The organism is Segatella paludivivens DSM 17968 = JCM 13650 (genome assembly GCF_000373185.1).
In the GTDB taxonomy this organism is placed as follows: domain Bacteria; phylum Bacteroidota; class Bacteroidia; order Bacteroidales; family Bacteroidaceae; genus Prevotella; species Prevotella paludivivens.
The window spans coordinates 51,322-70,166 of the sequence record NZ_KB890633.1; the positions used below are offsets into that span (position 1 = coordinate 51,322).

The following is an 18,845-nucleotide window of genomic DNA, read 5'->3' on the forward strand; positions in this document are numbered from 1 at the left end:
ACACATAAAAGTGGCTGAAAGAACAATCTTTCAGCCACTTTTTTATTTGTTTATAAGATATTCGTTAAATATCAGAAAGCCTCACGATATTTGTTTTCATCCTGATCACTCAACATACTCAAATAACTTTGGTATCTGCTTGCTGCAATATAATGATCTTCCAAAGCCTTCAAGACTGCACAACCAGGTTCATGAGTATGCTTACAGTTGCTGAATTTGCAATTTTTCGAATAGTGGAAAATATCACGAAAATAACTTGTAAGTTCTTCAGGAGCCATATCAAAAGTACCAAATCCCTTTATTCCAGGAGTATCAATAATATATCCACCCTCAGGCAATTCCAACATTTCACTAAATGTAGTGGTATGCATACCTGTATTATGGGCATCACTTATTTCAGATGTACGCAAATTAGCTTCAGGTAAAATTCTGTTTATCAACGTACTCTTTCCTACTCCACTATTTCCGCTCAACAGTGTTATCTTACCTTTCAGCATTGAACGCAACACATCCATCCCATCACCATTTACGGCAGAAGTTTCGACACATTCATATCCAATTGTAGAATATAGCTTTATCATCATCTGCTGATAATGCTTTTCTTCCTCTGAAAGAATGTCCATTTTGTTGAACACCAATATCACAGGCACCCTATAAGCTTCAGCCGAAGCTAGAAAACGATCTATAAAAGTAGTACTTGTCTGCGGATAATTCACAGTGACAATAAGGAAAGCCTGATCTACGTTGGCAGCAATAATATGACTTTGCTTACTAAGATTCTGAGACTTACGTATAATGTAGTTACGACGGTCTTCAATCTTGGTAATAAAAGCTGTACCTTCCTGATTAGTGACAATCTCAACAAGATCACCAACAGCTACAGGATTTGTACTACGGATTCCTTTCAATCGGAAATTACCCTTTATCTTGCTTTCGATAACCTTTCCTTCATCAGTTTTAACTGAATACCAGCTACCGGTGTTCTTTATAACTAGTCCTTTCATTCAGGCTAATTATACGGTCATGATTTCCTTCTGCTTATCAGTCAGCAGGTCATCAATTCTCTTAATGTACTTATCGTGAACTTTCTGCAGATCAGCCTCAGCATCTTTCTCAATATCTTCAGACAATCCGTCTTTAATGGCTTTCTTAAGTTTTTCCTTAACTTCACCACGGACATTACGTACTTCAATCTTGGTCTTCTCACCTAATTTATTACACTGCTTAACAAGGTCCTTACGGCGTTCCTCAGTTGGCTGTGGTATACCAAGACGGATAACCTCACCATTATTTTCTGGAGTAATACCAACATCACTGTCCATAATAGCCTTTTCAATATCTTTAATTGCCTTTTTATCCCATGGACGTATGGCAATAGATCTTGCATCTGGTGTAGTTACGGTTGCGATTTGATTAAGAGGGACCTTACTTCCATAAGATTCAACTTTCACGCCATCAAGAATGGCTGTATTAGCACGACCGGCACGAATATGTGTCAATTCGTCGGCAAGATACATTGCTGCCATCTCCATGCGCTCTTCGGCGTCGCTTAATGTTGCTTTAACGTCTAACATAATTATATGATTATTTAATTTTCTATTCTACAAAATTAGATATTAATTTTCAAAACTGCAACTCTTTAGATAAAATATTTGCAATCTTTTCAATATACTGTCTGTCTGTCGCATCAAATGCAGAAAGTTCAGTGCTATCGATATCAATAACTCCATACGCATCACCATTTGAACGGTGAATAGGAACCACAATTTCAGAACGAGACAATGAAGAACACGCTATATGATCAGGAAAAGCCTCAACATCATCTACTATCAATGTTGAGTTTTCTTCCCAAGCCTTGCCACAGACTCCTCGACCTCTCTTTATGCGATAGCATGCTACGCTTCCCTGAAAAGGTCCTAGTATCAATTCTTCTCCACTAACAAGATAAAATCCTACCCAGAAATAGCTTTCTGGGAATGTTTCGTGCATAATGGAGGAGACATTAGACAATACGCCTATAATATTTTTTTCTCCTTCCACTAGACTTTTTATCTGTGCACAAAGTGTTTCATATTTATCTTTCTTATCCATCATTGCCATATATTTATTGCAATACTTTTTCTACGACATTTGTTAAATCTACAAACTGCTTAACAGACAACTGTTCCGGGCGTTTAGTCATTATGTCCATTGTAAAGAAATCAGGACTTGGCATGTGATCCTTTGAAAACATCTGCTTTATGCTCCCTCTCAACATTTTTCTACGCTGATTGAATACAGTTTTTACAAGACGCTTGAAAAGTTTTTCATCACAACCAAGTTCGGTTACGCTGTTACGAGTCATTCTTATTACTGCACTTTTAACCTTTGGTGGTGGGTTAAAGACATTCTCGTCTACAGTAAAGAGATATTCCACATCATACCATGCTTGTATCAATACAGACAAAATTCCATAGGCTTTACATCCTGGTGCTGATGCAATTCGAAGCGCAACTTCGCGCTGAATCATACCAGTACAGCATGGGATAAGTTCCTTGTAATCAAGCATCTTAAAAAATATCTGGGAAGAAATATCATAAGGATAATTTCCTGTAAGCACAAACTGCTTACCTGCAAAGATCTCATTAAGATCCATACGAAGAAAATCATCGCCTATTATATTATCGCACAACTTAGGATAGTTCTCATACAAGAATGCCACTGATTCAGAATCAATCTCTACAGCTTTAACATCTCTGTTTTTTGTAACCAGATATTGAGTTAAGACTCCCATTCCTGGTCCTATTTCAAGTACAGGAATGTCTGGATAGGCATCAACAGTATCGGCTATTCTGCGAGCTATTCCTAAATCAGTGAGAAAATGCTGACCTAAATTTTTCTTTGGTTTTACTAACTTCATTATATATGTTTATATGTGAAAGGCATTGATTGGAAAAACTTATTTATATTACAACAATCAATATCACGCTACAAATTTAATTAATCTTATAGGAACAACAAAATAAAAACATAAAAAAATGGCATGTCAGACTTTTTGCCTTGACATGCCATTCAGTATATTTAATTTAATAATTTGTCTTTCTTAAATAAGCGGACTCAGCTTTTTAGCTAAGTTTGCCGTTTAAGTTAATTGCCTGTGCAATCATTACTGCAACTACTGCAAATACCATTAATGTTACCATAATCATTTTACCTTTCTTAATTTTGTTATCCTTATATCTTTTTACTACTGCAAAGGTACTACTTTCTGGTGCGTTGCCCTAATAAATATGCTATAAAACATATTTTTGGGCACTTTTATTGATTTGCATCAAACATTCGCTACAATATAGTGTTCTTTTGAAATAGAATGGATTTACTATACCTAAAGCTGTAAAACAAAATGGGCACACAATCCAAATTACAACGACCAACATAGAAACTTAAATGATCGTAAGATAAACCATCTTGAATACTTATTATAAATCCAGGAATAAAAGTCATAAAGGAATAAGAAATTGTTATTTTTTATTTACCAGTGTAATGATATATATAAAAAAGTCCAAAAAAGCCACTAATACATTCATTATTAGCAATTATTCCTTTACATTTGCACAAAACTTAGATTATTATGTATTTTAAACTATTCGCATATTTGGTTGCAGTAATAGAATTTGTCTATAAACACAGCAATAAAGAATGCGATAAAACTATTGATAGGCTTGCATTAGAAAGTTGGAATACCCGAACCATAAAACAGCTTACTAATGATAAAAATAACCATGTAAATATATCACAAGCACATAGCCGAAGAGATCGTTAACATTGATGAATAAAATGTATATTGCGCGACATTATAATGCTAAATATACGTTACTACGAAAAGATAGTTATAAATAACACTTATCTTTTTCCGTTCTATTAATAGTATAACATGAACATAGAAACCTTATTTAAAAAATTATATAAACCATTATGTCTTTATGCTTTACACTACTTAGGTGATGACCTGAATAGCGCAGAAGACATCGTGGAAGACTGTTTCGTAAAATTATGGGAACACGAACCCAGAAACCAAGAAGCGTATCTATATGCTACCGTGCGCAATGCATGTATTGACTTTTTACGTAAATCTACTTTTGTTACAGACATAGAGCCATCTGATTTAGAAAACATAATCAGTGATGATGAAGCTAAATTACGATCAGAAAAAGAAGCAAAGTTGTGGACAGCAATAGATAACTTGCCAGATAAATGCAGAAAAATTTTTCTTATGAGCAAACGTGACGGCATGAAATACTGTGAAATTTCCGAAGAATTATGTATTTCAGAAAAGACTGTAGAGCACCAGATAAGTAAGGCACTTAAACGTCTTCATGGCAGTCGTGATGAAATATTATTTGTTATGTTTACTATATTCTAAAAAACCTTTTGTTTTACAATGGGGGATAATCCATGTTTTTGCGTCATACCAATAGATAAATTAAAACAAAAGATTAACAAAAAATGAAATTACGTAAATGCGTGTTGCTATTCTTCTTGCTTTTTGTGTCTTTGGTAATAACAGCTAAGGCTAAGACCATGAGGCAACAGATTGAATGGTTGAGAAATGAGAAAAAAATAAATTTTGTATATGACTCATCCCTTCCTTTGGATAGACCGTATAAAGGAAAATCATTAAAAAAAATGACTATTCCACAAGCTCTTCAATCACTTTTTGCAAACAGCGATATAGACTTTTCTATTAATGGGGATTACATAATGTTAAAGCTAAAGACTGAAGTAAAGTTTTCTATTCACACTCCACATCGCAAAGAACAACACGACATAAAACACAATTATACTCTTAGCGGATTTGCAGAAGACGTGAATGGCGAGAGACTCATCAATGCTACGATTCAGGATATGGCTACCGGACTAGCGACTATGACAAATTCATCTGGATTTTTCTCCATAACTCTGTCAGAAGGCACACACAATATAAGATGCGGATACATTGGATTTGATGACAAGCAGGAAAAGGTGAATTTAAAATCAAACGTACATCTGAATTTCATACTTAAAGAGAATGCAAACATTAAGGAGATTGTAATAACTGCTGATTTAAACTCTCCACTAATGACTACACAAACTGGCAAACATTCTTTCGGCAAGCAGGATGTCAAAACAGAATTTGCTCTACTTAGCAGCCCAGACGTAATAAAGACATTACAGCGTTCAAGTGGAGTAGCTTCTGGAGTGGAACTTACCACTGGACTATATGTTCATGGGGGCAACAATGATGAGAATTTATTTCTTATAGACGGTTCTCCACTCTATCAAGTAAATCATGCACTGGGATTATTTTCGGCATTTAATTCCGATGTAGTAAAGAATATAGATTTTTACAAAGGTGGATTTCCTGCCAGATATGGAGGTAGGCTATCTTCTGTTGTTGACGTAAGAACTGATGATGGTGATTTAAACCACTATCACGGTAGTTACAGACTGGGGCTTCTTGACGGAAGTTTACAGTTTGAAGGTCCTATACGCAAAGGTAAGACTTCTTTTAACTTTGGATTGCGACGCAGTTGGATAGATATTCTATCACGTCCAGCTTTTGCTTTATACAATAAGTCGAGCAGTTCTGATGACAAGCTCAATCTATGTTATTTTTTTCATGACCTAAATGCCAAAATAACAAACATCTTCAACAATCGTAATCGCATGTCATTGAGTGTTTATTCAGGAGAAGATAAGCTGAACACAAAAGATGACTGCAATGATAGTTACGGTACATCATACAATGACAAAGACATAACGAAAAATGATTTCAATTGGGGAAACTTCAATATGGCTCTTCTTTTTGAGCATCAGTTTTCACCGAAACTATTTGCCAATTTTAATGCTATATATACTTATAATATATCCAAATTTAAATCACAAGAAGATGATCTGGGTAAACATGGGAAGGATGTAACAGAACAAACTCATTATGAACATGAATACAAGTCATCGATACGTGACTACGGATATCGTATGTCGTTTGACTATCGACCATCTCCACATCATCACATACGTTTTGGCAACGACTTTACTTGGCATTTCTTCCACCCACAAACAAGATATTTAATGAGCAGTTGCGATAATTCTACTAGTAAAGATACAACATCCATGTCTAGCAAAAATAATTATCCAGCCCGCGAATGTAGTATATATGGAGAAGATGAAATGATTATCAATAGTCATTGGAGTATAAACGCTGGCATAAACGCATCGCTATTTTCCATTCATGGTAAAACATTCACCAATATTAATCCTCGTTTTGCGATGAAGTATCAACCTTTTGACAATTTATCATTCAAGGCTTCTTACACTTCTATGACGCAGTATGTACATAAGATATCAAACTCATTCTTGGAACTTCCAACAGACTATTGGGTTCCAACAACAGAAATTTTACATCCTATGAATTCTTGGCAGTTAACAACAGGAGCATACTTTCTACCCTATAACAACTTGCTAATTTCTGTAGAAGGTTATTATAAGCATAGCAATCACTTGCTTCAGTATGCTAGTTGGTCAGGACTTGAGCCACCGGCAGCAAGATGGGACAAGGCTGTGATGGACGGAGAAGGCAGATTCTACGGTATGGAACTTGATGCATCATATAAAATCAGCAATTTCCTACTAAGAGGTTCTTATACTCTTTCATGGAACCAAAGAAAATACGAAGAATTCTATCCAAAGTGGTATTTCGACAAGTTCGATAACCGTCATAAGATTGATTTATCAGCACGATGGCAAATCACCCACTCAATATCAGCCTTTGCCGACTGGACGTTCCATTCAGGCAACCACATTACTATTCCAACACAGTATGTGCCGATGCCGAATGTACCAGAAGGAAAACCTTCAGAAAATTCAACATCAGATTTCATCTATGAGAAGCCAAACAACTTTATGTTGCCAAACTATCACAGATTAGACCTTGGATTTGATTTTCACCATGTAACGAAACATAATCACGAACGCATATTCAATGTCAGCTTTTACAATGCTTATTGTCATTTTAACTCAATGTATGCTGAAGTAAAACAAAAGCAAGACGGACATTTCTATATTAAGAATCATGCCTATATACCTGTGATTCCATCATTCAGTTATACAATTAAATTTTAATGATCATGCAAAAAATAATATATTTCATACTACTGCTCTTCATGCTTGTTTCATGTAAAGATGATATAAGTATTAATACAATTAACAACAGTGAAAAATTGGTTGTTTATTGTTTTCCTACGGAATCTGACACTACATATATGCAAGTAGTAAGAAGTGTTCCTGTAAAGAACTATACTAACACTGTTGATGAAAAAACGATAGATAATGCTGAGATAAATTACAATGTTAATGGGAAAGCAAGCAATATTGAATATATAGGGAAAGGCTTCTATAAGATAACTGGATTACAAAAAAAAGGAGACAATATTTCATTCAATGTACAAGCTGAAGGATTACCTTCTGTTTCTGCAACAACAACTATTCCTGAGTCTGTAAACATTAGTGAGCCAACAGCAAAAGAGATTGCTTTGTATGACCAAAATTCAGAGTCTACACAGAAATTCGATCAAGTAACAGCTACATTTACAGATACCCCCAACACTCACGACTACTATGCAGTTAGGCTATTGGTAAAAAGCTATGATGGTTACGTTAAGGTATCTAGTAAAAATGAAACATATAATTTTCCAGATCTTAAAACTTATAAACAAAACTACTACCCTGATCCTGCCGACACAGTTACATTTGTATATCAGGATTCGATATATAATGTGGCTGAGATAAATAGAAGTAGTGAGGATCTTCTTTCACCAATATCAGAAGTGGATGATAATTTTGGATTTTCGAATGAGTCCTATCAAAATATGTATATCTTTGACGATGCATCTATAAATGGCAAGACATATACGCTGCATTTAAATATTCTAAGTAATATATCATACGGAGTATCAACCGGTACTCAATATAAATCCTATGATTTTGGCAAAGCATATCAAGTGCAGCTAATACACTTGACGCCTCAATATTATTATTTTCTAAAATCATTGAATCAAATCAGAAATAATGATATGGCAAAATATGGATTGTCACAAATTAGTCCTACTGTATCAAATGTAACATCAGGACTTGGACTGCTAGGTGGATGGATTACTTCTCAAACAGATTGGGTTAAAAAATAAAAGATTATATTTATGAAAAAACAAGAAGATAAAAGTCTGGAATTTGTTATTAAACATTATAAGTATAGCAAACTAGACAGCAATGCAGCTTATCATCGACTAGCGATGCGTATCGGCATACAGAAACACAGTCATAAACTGTGGTGGGCAGCGGCGGCCTCATTCTTGCTTTTGTTGTCATTTGCAGGCATATACAATTATCTAAATCAAACGACTACTCTTTATGCTGCAGCTTCGACAACAACCTATACACTTGCTGACGGAACTAAAGTTACACTCTCTCCTCAATCATCATTGTCATATAAAGGCACGAATTGCAGAGATATTGAGATTACAGGAAAGGTATATCTTGACATATTTCATAATCCTAGCAAGCCATTCACCATTAGTGATGACTCCTACAGGATAAACGATATTGGTACAAGACTTGAGGTTGACAAAACTACTAACTCAACCACGGTATATGTAGATCAAGGTGCCGTAAGTTTTGCATCAACAGCAGATATCAGTGATGCTCTCGTTATAAATCAAGGTTGCAAAGCTATATTGAGAAAAAGTGCAATGCATCCAGAAAGAATGGCAACAGAATCAGCAAACTGTACTTCATGGGCAACACATAAGTTCCAGTTCAGAGACACTCCACTACGTGAAGTTCTTGCCGATCTCTCGGATTATTACAAGGTGTCTTTTGTTAGTGATAAGTATAATGTTAATCTTACAGCTGATTTCAAAGCCGACAATCTAAACACGATTATCAATATGATTCAGAAATCTCTTGATGTAAAGATAAAATATAAATCTAATTCTAAATAAAATTCCCAAATCATTAATCACTAGAATGCAAAAATGGCATGTCAGACTATTGTCTTGACATGCCATTCTGTATATCTAATTTAATAAATCCTCTTTCTTAAAAAGCGGGCTCAGCTTTTTTAGCTAAGTTTGCCGCCTAAGTTAATTGCCTGTGCAATCATTACTGCAACTACTGCAAATACCATTAATGTTACCATAATCATTTTCCTTTCTTAATTTTGTTATCCTTATATCTTTATCTTTTTATCGCTGCAAAGATAGCAATATTCCTATGTGTGCGCAAACAATTATGCTATAAAACATGTTATAAGGCATTTTTATTGATTTATATCAAACTAGCTTCCCTCTTTAAAGTCCTTTTAAAGTATACCCGATAAAGTATTCCTGCTATAGTGAGCCCAAATGGGAATGCACTCCATATCCCAATGATTCCTCCTTTAAGATATATACCCAATAAATAACCTAATGGCAAGGTGATTACAAAGTAAGAAAGGAAAGCAACAAACATCAATGGCTTCACATGGGATAGCCCACGAAGAGCATTTGCGAAGTTTGACTGCATACCATCACCAAACTGATAAATTACAAATGGAATTATTGTGAGAGAAACCATCTGTACTACTTGCTGTGAATCTGTGAATAATAATCCTATTGAATTTTTCAATAGCAATATTGGAACACTTACCACAACAGCCATCATTGATATAAGTTGGAAACCAGCATTGGCGGTATTGTTTGCTTCTTCATAATTCTTCTGCCCATGGTAGTTACTTACTCGTATTGCAACAGCGGCAGCCATTCCATAATAAAGCATATATCCTAACTGACTGATTGTAAGCATAACCTGATGTGCGGCCAAAGCTGTTGTGCCTATCCAACCAACCATAACACTTGAAAGACTGAAAGCTGCTGTCTCCATACCCATCTGCAAAGCCAGAGGCCATCCTTGCTTATTCTGATACTTAAAATCTTTCATGTTTACTTTCCCACAAAAAAAGCCTTTGCGATATTCTGCAAATTTCTTTCGAGTAAAGAATATTAATACCAATATCACACACATCATAAATCGCGCGAACATAGTAGAAATTCCAGCACCTAACAATCCACATTCTGGCATTCCAAACTTACCATAAATAAGAATGTAATTACCAATGATATTCTGTACGTTTCCAAATATCATCACAAACATTGGTGTCTTTACATCTGATGTTCCATCAAAGAATTGTTTGAAAGTATTAAATCCGATAACAAACGGTATCGAAACCAAATTCACCAGAAAAAAAGGTCGCATTATTGGCAACAGTTCTTCTGGCTGTCCTAGATTTGACAGATTAAGATATAGTAATCCCATCAGCAATATAAGGAATATTGTCAGTACGCAACCAGAAGCAAGTCCATTTTTAAGAGCTTTACCTATGCTGAATTTCTGCTCCTGGCCATGCAGTTTTCCTATAATCGGAGTCAGCCCATAAGAAAAGCCTAGTCCAAAAAGCAATGCAAGTGTAAACATATTGGTGACAAAACTTGCTGCCGCCAATTCCTGAATAGAGTGATGTCCTATCATCAATGTGTCGGAAAATCCCAATACTATCGTCCCTAACTGTCCTATAATTATTGGCACACCAAGCTTCACCAATAGCGGATATTGCACTGTATACTTTTTAAAAGAATTCATTTTTTGTTATTCGTTTCTACTATCAAATGCCATAGACGTCTATTTGCGGTAGCCGGTAGAAACGCCTGACCAATTTCAGACCTATATAGCAAACAGACAGCAAAATTAATGTAATTTATTGAAAGCAACGAATAATATAACATAATAAAGTGAGAGAACAATATAAATATGGCTCGTTCTACATTTCGAGTGATGGTATATCACTATAAAGCATTTTAATTATAAAAAGTAGCTGCACTCGGGAAAACAAAATTAAAACAAGTTTTATTTTGCTTTTCCACTCGTTTGCATGACTCTACCTACGGTGAAGNTAAGCTNCACTCGGGAAAACAAAATTAAAACAAGTTTTATTTTGCTTTTCCACTCGTTTGCATTATCTTTGCAAGATAAAAGATACAGACCAACTTTGGTGTGATACATCTTAAAATACTGAAAGTGAAAAAAATAATAGGCAAAATATTCAAGATTATCCTACCTCTCATCTTGGGCGGAGCAATATTGTATTGGATGTATCGAGACTTTGATTTCCATAGCGTCAGCAAAATTCTATTTAAAGAAATGAACTGGACGTGGATGCTATTGTCGTTCCCTTTTGGAATACTGGCACAGGCTTTTCGTGGATGGCGTTGGAAGCAGACACTACAGCCTGTAGGGGAGAATCCACGTGCTTCAACATCTGTTCATTCCATATTTCTGTCTTATGCCGTTAGCCTTGTAATACCACGTATAGGCGAATTCGCCCGTTGCGGAGTATTAAAACACTACGACAACGTTTCTTTTCCTAAAGCGATAGGAACGGTAGTTTCAGAACGTGCCATAGACTCTGTTCTAGTATTGCTCATTGCTCTGTTTACATTTCTTTATCAATTCAGAGTATTCAATCGCTTTTTTGATGAGACTGGAACTAGTATTCATTCTATACTTCGTAGTTTCTCATTCACAGGATGGCTAGTCACCGCAATCTGCGGTATAGCAGTAATCATACTACTATACTATCTATTCAAAAGGCTTTGTATTATTGATAAAGTGAGAGGAACCCTGCATGGTATATGGCAAGGCGTCATATCATTAAAGGATGTTCGAAATGTACCTCTTTTTATATTCTACACATTAGCTATATGGGGAAGCTACTTTTTGCATTACTATCTCACATTTTTTTGTTTCACATCGACATCAAATCTTGGTATGTCGTGTGCACTTGTCACATTCATTGTGGGCAGCATTGCCGTTATCGTACCGACTCCAAATGGAGCTGGTCCATGGCACTTTGCTGTTAAGACTATGCTTATATTATATGGGGTGGCAGAAACAGACGCATTATATTTCGTACTTATCGTACACAGTGTGCAGACTCTTTTAGTAGTATTGCTCGGACTATATGCATGGCTTGCCCTGGCATTTACAAAAAGAAGAAAAATAACAGCAAAAGATTAATAACCATTTAAGATATTAACATTATGAGTGAAATCGCAAAATTAAAGCCTGAGTGCATTTGGCGCAACTTCCATGCACTTACTCAAATTCCACGTCCATCAGGACATTTGGAAAAAGTTCAGAAATTCTTACTCGACTTTGCACAGAGTGTAGGCGTTGAGGCATTTAAGGATAAGGGAAACAACATCATAATGCGCAAGCCTGCCACAGAAGGTATGGAAAATCGCAAAACGATTTTGCTTCAGGCTCACATGGATATGGTTCCACAGAAAGCTCCAGAAAGCAAACATAACTTTGAAACTGATCCTATCGAAGCCTATGTTGACGAAGAGGGGTGGGTACGTGCTAAAGGTACGACTCTTGGTGCTGACGATGGTATGGGCGTTGCTGCTATCATGGCTGTAATGGAGGCTAAAGATCTTCAGCACGGACCTATTGAGGGTCTTATCACAGCCGATGAGGAGACTGGTATGTATGGCGCAAACGATCTTCCTGAAGGTGAACTCAAAGCCGATATCCTTATGAATCTTGACTCTGAAACTTGGGGCAAATTTGTTATCGGTAGCGCTGGTGGTATTGACGTTACTGCTACATTAAAATATAAGGAAGTAGAGACCGACAAGGAAGACTCTGCATTGAAGGTCACACTAAAAGGACTAAAAGGTGGACACTCTGGTCTTGAAATTCATGAAGGACGCGCAAACGCAAACAAACTAATGGTTCGCTTTGTACGTGAAGCCATTGAGGAATGTGATGCACGCCTTGCTTCATGGAATGGTGGAAACATGCGCAATGCTATTCCATTCCAGGCTGAGGTTGTTCTCACAATGCCAAAGGAGAATATCGATGCTGTAAAAGATCTAGTTGCTGAGTGGAAAGAAGACTTCAATGACGAGTTTAAGACTATTGAGAATAATATAGAATTCTTTGCCGAGGAAGTAAAGGCTCCTGCAACAGAAGTACCTATTGAAATTCAGGATAACCTTATTGATGCCATTTATGCATGCCATAATGGCGTAATGCGCATGATACCAGTTTACCCTGACGTTGTTGAAACATCAAGCAACCTCGCTATCATCAACATCGGTAACGGAGAAGCTGATATAAAGATTCTTGCACGTTCTTCTCGTGAAGACATGAAAGATTATATAACAAAGACTCTTGAAAGCTGTTTCAACATGGCAGGTATGAAAGTCGAAACAGGCGGAAGCTATGGTGGTTGGGATCCAAATCCAAACAGTGAAATTCTTAATCTTCTTAAGAAGATATATAAGGAACAAATTGGTGAAGATTCTATTGTACAAGTAGATCATGCAGGTCTTGAGTGTTCAGTAATTCTTGGAAAGTATCCTAATATGGATGTAGTGAGCATGGGTCCAACTCTTCGCAGTCCTCACACAACAAGTGAGCGTTGCCAAGTTTCTACTATCGCTCCATTCTGGAACCTACTTAAACAGGCTTTGCTTGAAGTTCCTGTAAAATAAGTATATTGATTATAATAGATAAAAATTAAGGGATGGCCTCACGGTCACCCCTTTTTTAAGCCAAAATAATAACTAATCGCTATCCTGACAAGTAAAATAATGTTCTTGTCAGATGCTTTATGTATAGACTCATGATATGGGAAAAGGTTTAATTTAAAAAGAATTACTTTTCGTCAAAATATATTTCTATATTTACACGAATGTGAAGGTAAGACAATATTCTGCAAATATTAGGCACACATTTTGCAATTCAATAGCGAGTCGCTATATTTGCACTCAAAGTCTAACAAAATATAGAAACCTATGAAGAAGAGAATTGAGGATATTAAATCCTACATCAACGAGGTCACCGACCTTATAATAAGATATATCAACAACTATGACGAATATCCTAAGGGCGCACGCCTATTGGTTGAACCAGTTCTGTGTGAAACTGTTATCGATAATCCAAAAGGATGCCGAGGAGTAGAACAATATAACATCAACAGATTTGTGAAAATGGACCGTTATGGTATACCCATGCCAAATTTGCATGCCATAATGGAATTGGCTAAGAAATACTACATTATGTAACTCTTATTCTCGATCGTACCTTACAGCCGTTATATAATCAAAAGCATTATTGTTAAAAATAGGTATGATTGGGAACTTAATATACATCGCAAAAAGTTATTAAGGGCATAAAAAAAATGGTTTTCAAAATACTTTGAAAACCATTTTTTTGTGGAGCTGGTGGGATTCGAACCCACGTCCGCACAAGGAAACCATACGCTTTCTACACGTTTATTCCAGCCTTTAATTTTCGTGCAACAGCAAGACCTGGACCACCAACTGAAGCCTTATCCTCTAAATTTTCATCAAAGTAACGAGGCTTACTATGACTATTCCCGATTTTCCTGCACCGCTTTACCCTCAGATTCGGAACAACATCCTTAGAGCAGTGTCTCGTTCCATCATCTAATGACGGAATTATGCTAAATCTACTATAATTCGATTAAGCTGCGAGAGCGTAATTGTTTTCGCCAATTAAATTTGTGATAACTCTGATTTAGGAGCGAACTATCAAGGCTCCGCGTGCTTACGTACCATCTCATCTCGCCGTCAAATCCAGTCAACCCCGAGAATCATACTATGTATGTAGGGTGCAAAGATAATGCCAATTAGTCTAACTTCCAAATATTTCCCCCTATTTATTTTAAAATAGTATAACTACATTAAGGTAATACTGAGCTAGCAGAGCTATCGGACTAATCAAATCTTCATCGTATAAATCAAATTGATTAGCCACAAATTTTAAATAGTGTTGAAAATACACCTCAATATTGTTGCAAGCGAAAGAATTTATTTATATCTTCGCCGAATAATTTATAAGTAAATCACAATACCGAAATGAAAAAGAGACTTATTCTATCAATTATTACATGCGCAATGTATGCAAGTTCGCATGCACAACCTGCTGTAACGGGATACCCTTATCAGCAAGTACCATTCACAGGAGTTAAACTTTCAACCGGCTCATTCTGGGGCAACAGACTGAAAGCTGCCAAAGACGTAACGATTCCTTTGGCTTTCAGTAAATGCCAGACAGAACATCGATATGACAATTTCGTAAAAGCCGCACACCCTAGTGATGACTATGTGGTAAACAAATACATGATTTTCCCTTTTGACGACACAGATGTTTACAAGACAATAGAGGGAGCAAGCTACATTCTTCAATCTTATCCAGACAAGAAGTTGAAGAACTATATAGACAGTGTCCTGAATATCGTTGGAGCAGCACAAGAGCCTGACGGATATCTATATACCGCACGCACTATGAACCCGAAACATCCTCACCCTTGGTCGGGAAACAAAAGATGGGTTCAGGAAGAAGTGCTAAGTCACGAATTATATAATCTTGGTCACATGCTTGATGCCGCTGTAGCACATTATCAAGCAACAGGGTCTAAGAAATTCTTAGACATAGCTAGAAGATACGCTGACTGCGTGGTAAGAGAAGTGGGACCGAAACCCGGTCAAGCATGTGTAGTACCAGGACATCAAATAGCAGAGATGGGCCTTGCAAAACTATATCTCGCAACAGGTGACCATAAATATCTTGATGAAGCTAAGTTCTTTCTTGACTATCGTGGAAAAACAAGCATAAAGAATATATATTCACAGAGTGACAAGCCTGTAACTCAACAGACTGAAGCATGGGGACATGCCGTAAGAGCAGGATATATGTATGCTGGAATGGCTGACATTGCGGCACTAACTGGTGACACGGCATACGTAAAGGCCATTGACAAAATTTGGGAAAACATAGTTTCAAAGAAATACTACCTCACTGGTGGTGTTGGAGCAAGACATGAAGGAGAGGCTTTTGGCGCTGACTATGAACTACCAAATATGACTGCTTACAACGAGACATGCGCAGCAATAGCACAATGCTATCTGAATTTACGACTTTTCATGTTGCATGGAGAATCTAAATATATTGACTGTCTTGAGCGCACATTATATAATGGAGTGATAAGTGGTATGAGTGTTGACGGAGGTAAGTTCTTCTACCCTAACCCACTGTCTTCTGACGGTGTATATAAGTTTAATTCTGACGGCACAACAACCCGCCAACCTTGGTTTGGATGTGCATGCTGTCCAAGCAACTTAAGCAGATTTATCCCTTCAATTCCAGGATATGTATATGCAGTTAAGAATAATGACGTTTACGTAAACTTGTTCATGGCGAGCGATGCAAAATTGAAAGTAGCCGGAAAAGATATGGAACTTCATACCACTACCGCATATCCTTGGGACGGAAATATAAATATTAAGGTCGTAAACAACAAGAACAGCAAAGCCAATATGATGATTCGTATTCCTGGATGGATACGTAACGAGGTTGTGCCAAGTGATTTGTATAAGTTTACCGATAATAGCAACGCATCTTGGATGATTACCCGCAACGGTAAGAAAGTAGAGGCTACAATAAATCCACAAGGATATGTATGCCTTAAAAATATAAAGAAAGGCGACAACATCGCCATATCATTCGACATGCAACCAAGGACTGTTGTAGCCAACAGCCATGTAAAGGATGACAAAGGATTGGTTGCTGTTGAACGTGGACCATTAGTCTATTGCGCTGAATGGGCAGACAACAATGGCGTAAGTATTCAAAACACATTCCTACGCAACAATCCAACTTTCAAACTTATAAACGATTATTCTATCGTTAATACAGAAGCTGATGGAAAACCATTCAAAGTTGACGCTATAACGACTGATGCACAGGTGTTGGAACGCAATGCCAATGGAGATTTGCAACTGAAAAACGTAAATCTCACTTTGATACCATACTATGCGTGGAATCATCGCGGAGCAGGTCACATGTATGTCTGGCTACAAAACAAACTTAAATAAACATATAACAAATTCAAAGGTGTACTCAATATAATGAGTACACCTTTTTAATTTTGCAACAAATGATAAGCCAAAGCACTATTTTAAAATCAATATGATTGTATTTTAATGAACAAAACTTATTTTTTGACTATTTAATTTGTATTATAATGACATTTTGCATAACTTTGCAGCTCATTATATTTACAATTTAAATGGAAGTAGTAAACAATTTCTTCGAGACATTCAGTTCATTACTATGGGGTTGGCCAATGATTATTCTGTTGTTGGGCACACATATATTCCTAACTATAAGATTACGTTTTCCACAACGCAAGATATTTCTTGCGATAAAACTGTCAGTGAGTAAAGACAAGAATGCAACCGGAGACGTATCCCAATTCGGCGCATTGTCTACCGCATTAGCTGCTACAATCGGCACGGGCAACATTGTTGGTGTAGCCACCGCTATAGCACTAGGAGGACCTGGAGCGGTGTTGTGGTGCTGGCTAACAGGTGTATTCGGCATTTCAACTAAGTATGCAGAAGGATTACTTTCGATAAAATACAGACAGAAGACCGCTAAAGGCAAGATGCTTGGAGGTCCGATGTATGCCCTAGAAAAGGGATTAGGATGGAAATGGATGGGCGTACTATTCGCAATATTCACTGCCATAGCAGCATTTGGAATCGGAAATACCGTTCAAGCAAATGCCATTGCCACGCTTGCACAAAATACATATCACATATCACCCGTTGTAAGTGGCTGCATTATATGTGGACTCACCGCAGCAGTATTGCTTGGAGGTGTGAAGAGTATCGCCAAAGTATGTGAAATACTTGTTCCATTCATGGCTATACTATATGTTCTTGGATGTATATACATATTGTTTGTAAACGGACATTACGTGTGGCCAGCAGTAAAGATGATATGCAGTTCGGCATTCACTACAAAATCTATTGTAGGAGGAACAGCAGGTACAACAGTTATGATGGCGGCAAGATACGGAATCGCACGAGGACTGTTCTCTAATGAGTCAGGACTTGGTTCGGCACCTATCGTTGCAGCGGCAGCACAGACACGTAATCCAGTACGCCAGGCATTAGTTTCATCAACTGGAACATTCTGGGACACTGTGGTTATATGTGCTTTAACAGGACTGGTAGTAGTGAGCAGCATCCTAGCCTATCCAGACATAGATTATACTAACGGAGCAACCCTGACAAATCAGGCGTTCTGCAAAATTCCATATATTGGTGCTCCATTGCTTACATTCGGTTTGCTTACTTTCGCTTTCAGCACAATACTAGGTTGGAGTTACTATGGAGAGCGTGCTATTGAATATCTTAGCGGAAAGAAACTAATGTATGCATACAGAATAGTTTACATCGTAGCTGTATTTATAGGAAGCATCGCCAATCTTGCTGTTGTATGGAACATTGCCGACTGCATGAATGCTCTTATGGCTATACCAAACTTAATATCACTATTGCTACTTAATGGAATAATTGTGCATGAGACTAGGAAATATCTTTGGCGCAACAATCTTGATAAAGATATGGAAGAATAAGTATGCCATATAATCAACAGTCCCATACTGTGTGATTTCATTTATTTAGCTACAAAACTACATTCTAGCTACGCCAACTTAAATTGTTTTTAGAATATTCTATGAGCGATTTTATTAATGAACCGTAGGCTCTATCAAAAGGATTGAGGATGTGCAAATTGATAGAGTAAACGAAAACATTATTTCAAAGCTTGTTAATTCCGCTGAATTCTTGGCAAAGATACTGCAAGATTTTTGTCTATGCAATGAAATTAACGGTGAGCTGTTAGCCAAAGTTTTA

14 protein-coding genes, 1 other RNA gene and 1 riboswitch are annotated in these 18,845 nt (G+C 36.8%); of the genes, 9 read left to right on the top strand and 6 right to left on the bottom strand.

Annotation, left to right across the window (positions count from 1 at the left end; all coding sequences use genetic code 11):
* Positions 1 to 71: 71 nt before the first annotated feature.
* The 4 genes from rsgA to rsmA are packed head-to-tail and all read right to left on the bottom strand — an operon-like array spanning position 72 to position 2,899.
* A complete protein-coding gene (gene rsgA / locus B045_RS0104075; protein ID WP_018462996.1) occupies positions 72 to 1,004 on the bottom strand; it encodes a ribosome small subunit-dependent GTPase A in 933 nt (310 codons plus the stop codon).
* Between the two features lie 9 nt (positions 1,005 to 1,013).
* The gene (gene frr, locus B045_RS0104080; RefSeq protein ID WP_018462997.1) at positions 1,014 to 1,574 is read right to left on the bottom strand and encodes a ribosome recycling factor; all 561 of its coding nucleotides are present in this window, start codon (positions 1,572 to 1,574) and stop codon (positions 1,014 to 1,016) included.
* Between the two features lie 49 nt (positions 1,575 to 1,623).
* Positions 1,624 to 2,100, bottom strand: coding sequence for a GAF domain-containing protein (locus B045_RS0104085; protein WP_018462998.1), 477 nt, complete (start codon positions 2,098 to 2,100; stop codon positions 1,624 to 1,626).
* Positions 2,101 to 2,104: 4 nt separating this feature from the next.
* Positions 2,105 to 2,899: a 16S rRNA (adenine(1518)-N(6)/adenine(1519)-N(6))-dimethyltransferase RsmA gene (rsmA, locus tag B045_RS0104090; protein ID WP_018462999.1), complete on the bottom strand. Its 795-nt coding sequence runs from the start codon at positions 2,897 to 2,899 to the stop codon at positions 2,105 to 2,107.
* Between the two features lie 1,014 nt (positions 2,900 to 3,913).
* Between rsmA and B045_RS0104100 the strand changes: the two genes are divergently transcribed.
* The 4 genes from B045_RS0104100 to B045_RS0104115 all read left to right on the top strand — a co-directional run bounded on the left by B045_RS0104100 (position 3,914) and on the right by B045_RS0104115 (position 9,014).
* On the top strand, positions 3,914 to 4,402 hold the full coding sequence (locus B045_RS0104100; RefSeq protein WP_018463001.1) for an RNA polymerase sigma-70 factor: 489 nt from the start codon (positions 3,914 to 3,916) through the stop codon (positions 4,400 to 4,402).
* An 83-nt stretch (positions 4,403 to 4,485) separates the two neighbouring features.
* Entirely contained in the window at positions 4,486 to 7,140 is a 2,655-nt protein-coding gene (locus tag B045_RS0104105; protein ID WP_018463002.1) for a TonB-dependent receptor, read from the top strand.
* A gap of 5 nt (positions 7,141 to 7,145) precedes the next feature.
* A complete protein-coding gene (locus tag B045_RS0104110) occupies positions 7,146 to 8,201 on the top strand; it encodes a DUF4249 domain-containing protein (RefSeq protein WP_162163161.1) in 1,056 nt (351 codons plus the stop codon).
* A 12-nt stretch (positions 8,202 to 8,213) separates the two neighbouring features.
* On the top strand, positions 8,214 to 9,014 hold the full coding sequence (locus B045_RS0104115) for a FecR family protein (RefSeq protein WP_018463004.1): 801 nt from the start codon (positions 8,214 to 8,216) through the stop codon (positions 9,012 to 9,014).
* A gap of 325 nt (positions 9,015 to 9,339) precedes the next feature.
* Here the strand turns inward: B045_RS0104115 and B045_RS0104120 are convergent, their stop codons facing one another.
* Positions 9,340 to 10,689, bottom strand: a complete 1,350-nt coding sequence (locus B045_RS0104120; RefSeq protein ID WP_018463005.1) for an MATE family efflux transporter — start codon at positions 10,687 to 10,689, stop codon at positions 9,340 to 9,342.
* Between the two features lie 12 nt (positions 10,690 to 10,701).
* Positions 10,702 to 10,798: riboswitch (purine riboswitch) on the bottom strand.
* Between the two features lie 320 nt (positions 10,799 to 11,118).
* Here B045_RS0104120 and B045_RS0104130 point away from each other — a divergent pair.
* The 3 genes from B045_RS0104130 to B045_RS0104140 all read left to right on the top strand — a co-directional run bounded on the left by B045_RS0104130 (position 11,119) and on the right by B045_RS0104140 (position 14,180).
* Positions 11,119 to 12,123, top strand: coding sequence for a lysylphosphatidylglycerol synthase transmembrane domain-containing protein (locus B045_RS0104130; protein WP_169400980.1), 1,005 nt, complete (start codon positions 11,119 to 11,121; stop codon positions 12,121 to 12,123).
* 23 nt (positions 12,124 to 12,146) lie between these two features.
* A complete protein-coding gene (locus B045_RS0104135) occupies positions 12,147 to 13,607 on the top strand; it encodes an aminoacyl-histidine dipeptidase (RefSeq protein WP_018463008.1) in 1,461 nt (486 codons plus the stop codon).
* A gap of 303 nt (positions 13,608 to 13,910) precedes the next feature.
* Positions 13,911 to 14,180, top strand: coding sequence for a hypothetical protein (locus B045_RS0104140; RefSeq protein ID WP_018463009.1), 270 nt, complete (start codon positions 13,911 to 13,913; stop codon positions 14,178 to 14,180).
* A 148-nt stretch (positions 14,181 to 14,328) separates the two neighbouring features.
* Here the strand turns inward: B045_RS0104140 and ssrA are convergent.
* Positions 14,329 to 14,726: a transfer-messenger RNA gene (gene ssrA, locus B045_RS15050) on the bottom strand.
* 270 nt (positions 14,727 to 14,996) lie between these two features.
* Here ssrA and B045_RS0104145 point away from each other — a divergent pair.
* Positions 14,997 to 17,015 carry a glycoside hydrolase family 127 protein gene (locus B045_RS0104145; RefSeq protein ID WP_018463010.1) on the top strand — a complete coding sequence of 673 codons (2,019 nt, stop codon included), beginning with the start codon at positions 14,997 to 14,999 and terminating at the stop codon, positions 17,013 to 17,015.
* 194 nt (positions 17,016 to 17,209) lie between these two features.
* Positions 17,210 to 18,565 (top strand): alanine/glycine:cation symporter family protein, encoded by a 1,356-nt coding sequence (locus tag B045_RS0104150; RefSeq protein WP_018463011.1) that lies wholly within the window; start codon positions 17,210 to 17,212, stop codon positions 18,563 to 18,565.
* The last annotated feature ends 280 nt before the right edge of the window (positions 18,566 to 18,845 follow it).

Coding starts and splice junctions, on each gene's coding strand:
- B045_RS0104085 (WP_018462998.1), bottom strand. CDS start 2,100: ATGGCAATGATGGATAAGAAAGATAAATATGAAACACTTTGTGCACAG.
- rsmA (WP_018462999.1), bottom strand. CDS start 2,899: ATGAAGTTAGTAAAACCAAAGAAAAATTTAGGTCAGCATTTTCTCACT.
- B045_RS0104140 (WP_018463009.1), top strand. CDS start 13,911: ATGAAGAAGAGAATTGAGGATATTAAATCCTACATCAACGAGGTCACC.
- B045_RS0104100 (WP_018463001.1), top strand. CDS start 3,914: ATGAACATAGAAACCTTATTTAAAAAATTATATAAACCATTATGTCTT.
- rsgA (WP_018462996.1), bottom strand. CDS start 1,004: ATGAAAGGACTAGTTATAAAGAACACCGGTAGCTGGTATTCAGTTAAA.
- B045_RS0104150 (WP_018463011.1), top strand. CDS start 17,210: ATGGAAGTAGTAAACAATTTCTTCGAGACATTCAGTTCATTACTATGG.
- B045_RS0104145 (WP_018463010.1), top strand. CDS start 14,997: ATGAAAAAGAGACTTATTCTATCAATTATTACATGCGCAATGTATGCA.
- frr (WP_018462997.1), bottom strand. CDS start 1,574: ATGTTAGACGTTAAAGCAACATTAAGCGACGCCGAAGAGCGCATGGAG.
- B045_RS0104105 (WP_018463002.1), top strand. CDS start 4,486: ATGAAATTACGTAAATGCGTGTTGCTATTCTTCTTGCTTTTTGTGTCT.
- B045_RS0104120 (WP_018463005.1), bottom strand. CDS start 10,689: ATGAATTCTTTTAAAAAGTATACAGTGCAATATCCGCTATTGGTGAAG.
- B045_RS0104110 (WP_162163161.1), top strand. CDS start 7,146: ATGCAAAAAATAATATATTTCATACTACTGCTCTTCATGCTTGTTTCA.
- B045_RS0104135 (WP_018463008.1), top strand. CDS start 12,147: ATGAGTGAAATCGCAAAATTAAAGCCTGAGTGCATTTGGCGCAACTTC.
- B045_RS0104115 (WP_018463004.1), top strand. CDS start 8,214: ATGAAAAAACAAGAAGATAAAAGTCTGGAATTTGTTATTAAACATTAT.